The following is a 4,832-nucleotide window of genomic DNA, read 5'->3' as shown; positions in this document are numbered from 1 at the left end:
TTAATCACATGACTTACATCATAGCCCCCTCCTCGCTTGCGGGGAGGGGGTTGGGGGTGGGGTTCTTGTACTTCACTCAACTGAGAACCGCTATAAACGCCCTACTACCCCCAAATATCGGCAGAGAGAAAAGCAAATAGAACGACAATGCAAAAACTCCTTTTTAATGACAGAGATAAATTTAGAGCGCAGGCCCTATTCCTTGGTGAGGATATTCACTTACAGACGTTGGAGAATTACGTTTGTTTGGCGACTATGCCACTAATGGTTACAGTCGGTGAACACGGCTGTGTGGTGCTGCTGGACTATGGTGCAGTTGTCTTGTTTAATCTTGAGCCTGTAGAAAAGGCAGCCTTCTTGACCAAACTATCCTCTCAAGTTAGTGACTCTTTTGCTGACCCAGAAACAGAAGAAGTGGAAGTTCATCTCAACATTGCCGAGAGTGAAAGAGTTAGGGAAGGAAAAATTTTGCTGCATGAATTTAGTGTAGAACGGTTGCAGATAGTGGCTGATATCCTTGCTAAAAGTGTTGTGCTGTCTCATTATGAAACTAGCCTAGCGAGTGTATTCGGTCAAATTAAACCATTTGCAGCTAGTCTCCAGCGCGAAAACAGAGGAAGAAAGCAGAGTCGGGAATTACTGCGTCAACTTGGGACTGCGCTGTTAGTTCAGCATAAGATTGTAGGTCGAGTAGAGATTATTGATAAGCCGGAGTTGCTCTGGGAAGCCCCACAGTTAGAAAACTTATATCTCCGGTTGGAAGATGAATACGAAATCCGTGAGCGTCACAATGCTTTGGAACGCAAACTAGAGCTAATTACCCAAACAGCCCAAACAGTGCTAGAGTTCATGCAACATAGCAGTAGCCAGCGAGTAGAGTGGTATGTGGTGATTCTGATTGTGGTGGAGATTCTGCTGTCACTGTACGACATCATTTTCAAAGGCTAATGCTCAATTTGGAGATCGTAACAATTACTGCTTTTGAGCAGTAGCCTTGAGTCGGATAATCGCAGCCAACACTGCAAAATCTATGCTTTTTTTAGAATCTTAAACAACAAAAACTATCCCAATTTTGTATCAATGTTTCATTGCTTCCACATTTAACGGGATATGGTAAAAGGTTTAAGTAGTTTTTGATTAACATGAAAATTCAAAATTCAAAATGTAATATTTTCATTTTGAATTTTGAATTTTATTCTACTTCATTAAAAAGATGTTCCTCTAACAGAGGTTGCACTTGGCGAAACTCTTCTGGAGAGAGTAATTCCGGTTCACCTGTTTTTGATATCCGTGCAAAAAATAACAGGGGATCGAGGGGTGTATAAATTGCATACTCCTGATCTTCATCATAGAAGCTAGCAAGTAACTGTAATTGCTCTGGATCTAAATCTGCTTCTTCGTCTTCAATTTCTAAGGTGAAGAGTTCTGATTCTTCGACTGGTGGTAAATCACCTGCAACCGTCAAAGCATAAGCTGTGTTCTTCAATACCAGATTCTGCTCAGATAGTACAGCTTGGGCAGTGGCAAAAATTTGCTCAATGATGTTGTCGTCTTCTACCAAAACTGCTTCTTCTTCCTCATCATCACCTTCCCAAGAAAAAATCTCTACAGGTGAGTCTACAGGAAGAAGTAAAACGTATTCTTGCCCATCTACCTCAAGGGAATGCTCTACATAACATTCGAGCGATCGCCCTTTGTCATCGGTTAAAGTGATGGAACTGGTATGAGCGTTATCATTTTCTTCAGGAAATGGAGGGGAAAACATAGCCGAAAGGTAAAAATTTAATAAATATCAGCAAGTTTGGAAATCGCTTAACTATATTAATGACATATTCTGTCAATGAGATAGCTTGACACGTAGATACAACTGCTGGCTAATCGTTTTCAGAATATCATGTTAAAAGGTATCAATATTCAATAGCCGCAACTGAACTACGGGAACTAGCACGCCTAACATCCAGCCATTGTTGTAGGATTAGAGCGGCTGCTTTACGGTCAATCAAACCTTTATGGCGTGACGGGGAGCGGTTCTCAGCTATCAGCAGTTGCTCTGCTTGAAATGAAGTTAATCGCTCATCCACATATTCCACAGGCAGTTTCAGCGCTTTAGTAAGTCTTGTAGTAAATTTCTGAACTTGACGCGCCTGAAATCCTATTGAGCCATCCATTGAATAAGGTAAGCCCATAACTAGGATTTGCACCTCGCGTTCATTAACTATTTGCCGGATTTGCTCGACATCCTGCTCAAAAGATGTGCGCTCAATTGTGGTTATCCCAGTAGCAATTAAACCCGTGCGATCGCACCCAGCCACACCAATCCGCTTGCGACCAAAATCTAGTCCCAAGGCTGAAATAAACAGTTTTGGTTGCTCTTGGGATATCACTAATTCTCCTGCTCTGCATCGACTGATTCCGTAATCGGCGATGCTTCTATACTAGGGTTTTTTACTGGAAAGTTAATCGGTTCTGACTTGATTGGCAGTGGTTTATCTGAGGATGGCAGCTTTCCTGGTTGTATCCATGACATTCCACCTGGTATAGGTTTCCGTGCTGGTTGTAAACCTTGCAGCATATCAGTCCACTGAATACCTTCTAGGGAGACGAATTTAGACTCCCGTAGCTTGTGCCACACAGAACGAGACATCACTAATGTATGTTCTATCCGTTTTGCCCCAATTCGCTCTAAATACTCTTCTCGCTCTGCCTGATAGTCAGAGGAAGCTAATTGTAACCCTTGCTGGGGAAAATCTTGAGCAATCCGAGCTAGTTGAGATAACAATTCTGGATACAGCCAAGTGTAAGCAGGATGAACCGTCAACGTTGCAGTATGGGGAACTTCGCCCTTTCGGTCAAGTTGCACCTGAAAATAGCCGATCGCAGCTTTGCGTTGTGGTTCAAATACATAACCACTGACTATTTCTGTTTTAGTTAGCCATTGCTTGACAGCATCAGTTAAAGCGCCAAACAAACTGGTTTTAAAGTCGCGGGTATTTCTGTCAAAAACCTGACGTACCAGAGGTGGCATAGATGCCGTATCTAGTTGATATAGCAACTGGGCATCAGCATTACTCACTGGCAACAGGTTGGGTAAATCTGGCTCTGCTTGTGCCAATTCAGCCAGTAATTCTGGCCCAATTTCCCAATACGTCATTTCTGCCAGACGCTGGAATCCATTTTGTCGATATAGTGCCAGTGCCTCAATATCGTTGATGTTAACTTCCAGTAGCCAAGTCCGAGCTTCCAAAATCGATTCAAAGCAATGACGCAAAAGTTGCGAGCCAATTCCTTGTTTATCGACACCACGCTCTAACAGCACTCGATCGATGCGCCAAGTGCTGCGTGTTCGGTTAAAGGGTGATACTTGAATCATCCCTAGAAGCATCCGCCCTTGCTCTGCAACATAAGCACAGAGGCGATACTGAAGCGGGTTAGGGAACCAACTCAAAAACTTGAGTAATCCATACCAGCGTCGCAGCATGAGCATCTGGCTGATGGCAAAACTCGCTCCTTGGGGAGTAAGGGCTGCGAATGACTCTTGAGTTATGCGCTCAATCCCGTCCAGATCCCGGTATTGGACTGGTCGGATAACAACGCTGAGGTTTCTGGGAAGTAATGAAGTCATTTTTATTCGAGCCGCTATTTAGCCTTAACTAACTGCTCTTCAAAGGAACTGCTGCAATAATATTAACTGCTTTCTGCCATTTACTAGTGCGTCAAAAGTGTGATTTGAGTAATTTGATACTTAAAAAAGCAGAAAAAGCAGACCTTGTGAGAACACCATTGACGTTAACCCAACAACATCTGCCTTTATTTTATTGGAATTTTGATTAAAATTTGTATATATTTACAGCCCTTGTCGAGAAACTAGCTTTTCAAAGTTGGCTTGGCTTTGATGGAGTAATTGCTGACGACTATCTACCAGTGTTTGCTTCAGGGATGGAACAAGATTGCGAGCTTGCAGAGTCATGTGAAGTTGCAGATTGGCGACATATTCACTGAAATCTTGATTCACTTCATCTGCGCCCGCATCTGTTAATAAATTTGATTCCATTGCCACTGTGTTCTCCTGTGTTAATCCTGTGCTATTTCTCTTCATGACAAAAAATTATCATGTTGTTTGGACTAACTTCTTAATTTGCAATGAAGTTTAACGCTTCTTAGGGATAGCGATCGCAGCAGGGTTTTTATTTGCCCATTAAAATCTAAAACCAACACCACCTTGTACAGAGATAGCTGTACCACCACTATCACGATAGGCATCAAAAGCGATGATGGCATTACCAAAAAGGACAGTATTGCTATTTGGGATCATATAATCGATGCCCGGTTGTAAAGCAAAACTGATTTTGTCGCCTACAGGAGAAGATCCACCACCACCAGCCAAGACTAACCCAGCACCAAGGTAGGCATCGGCTTGCCAGTTAAGGGGAATATCGTAAGAAACCGTTGGCACAACTGCTGTATTATTCCCAATTAATACTTGGGCACGCAGTGAAAGCGGTGCTTCCAAAAGCTTGTAGCGCCCAGCTATTACTCCCCCGAACTGGATACCATCAGTAAAACCAACACTGGGGCCTATACCTATATAACTACCATAAGCTACTTGAGCTTGTGCTGGTTTCGTAGTCGCCAGACTAAAAACCAAGCTAGCCCCCAAAACTGAAACCAAATATGGAATATACTTCATAACTGACTCCTCACACCATTTTGTTATTGGGCATTGGGCATTGGGCATTGGTATTTTATTATTCTTCCCTTGTCTCCCCCTGCTTCCCCTTCCCCCTTCTCCCTTCTCCCTGCTTCCCTCCTTTCTTCTTTCACCTTGGTTTTTT

The 4,832-nt window shown here is 42.9% G+C and carries 6 protein-coding genes; 1 reads left to right on the top strand and 5 read right to left on the bottom strand.

Annotated elements, in window-relative coordinates:
• The first annotated feature begins 147 nt into the window (after positions 1-147).
• Entirely contained in the window at positions 148-948 is an 801-nt protein-coding gene (locus CDG77_RS33430; RefSeq protein ID WP_094333459.1) for an RMD1 family protein, read from the top strand.
• A gap of 244 nt (positions 949-1,192) precedes the next feature.
• On the opposite strand, the gene CDG77_RS33425 is transcribed toward CDG77_RS33430, so the two are convergent.
• From CDG77_RS33425 to CDG77_RS33405, 5 genes are all read right to left on the bottom strand, one after another.
• A complete protein-coding gene (locus tag CDG77_RS33425; RefSeq protein WP_094333458.1) occupies positions 1,193-1,765 on the bottom strand; it encodes a DUF3727 domain-containing protein in 573 nt (190 codons plus the stop codon).
• A gap of 142 nt (positions 1,766-1,907) precedes the next feature.
• Positions 1,908-2,384 (bottom strand): Holliday junction resolvase RuvX, encoded by a 477-nt coding sequence (gene ruvX, locus CDG77_RS33420; RefSeq protein ID WP_094333457.1) that lies wholly within the window; start codon positions 2,382-2,384, stop codon positions 1,908-1,910.
• On the bottom strand, positions 2,384-3,622 hold the full coding sequence (locus CDG77_RS33415) for a GNAT family N-acetyltransferase (protein WP_181154325.1): 1,239 nt from the start codon (positions 3,620-3,622) through the stop codon (positions 2,384-2,386). Before CDG77_RS33415 ends, ruvX begins: the two co-directional genes overlap by 1 nt.
• 222 nt (positions 3,623-3,844) lie before the next feature.
• Positions 3,845-4,051 (bottom strand): hypothetical protein, encoded by a 207-nt coding sequence (locus CDG77_RS33410; protein ID WP_094333455.1) that lies wholly within the window; start codon positions 4,049-4,051, stop codon positions 3,845-3,847.
• A gap of 144 nt (positions 4,052-4,195) precedes the next feature.
• On the bottom strand, positions 4,196-4,687 hold the full coding sequence (locus tag CDG77_RS33405) for a hypothetical protein (protein ID WP_094333454.1): 492 nt from the start codon (positions 4,685-4,687) through the stop codon (positions 4,196-4,198).
• Between the last annotated feature and the right edge of the window lie 145 nt (positions 4,688-4,832).

Origin of the sequence: Nostoc sp. 'Peltigera membranacea cyanobiont' 213 (genome assembly GCF_002245975.1) — a bacterium.
Classification (GTDB): domain Bacteria; phylum Cyanobacteriota; class Cyanobacteriia; order Cyanobacteriales; family Nostocaceae; genus Nostoc.
The sequence above is the reverse complement of the archived record's forward strand: the minus strand, read 5'-3'. Positions and strand labels throughout refer to the sequence as shown.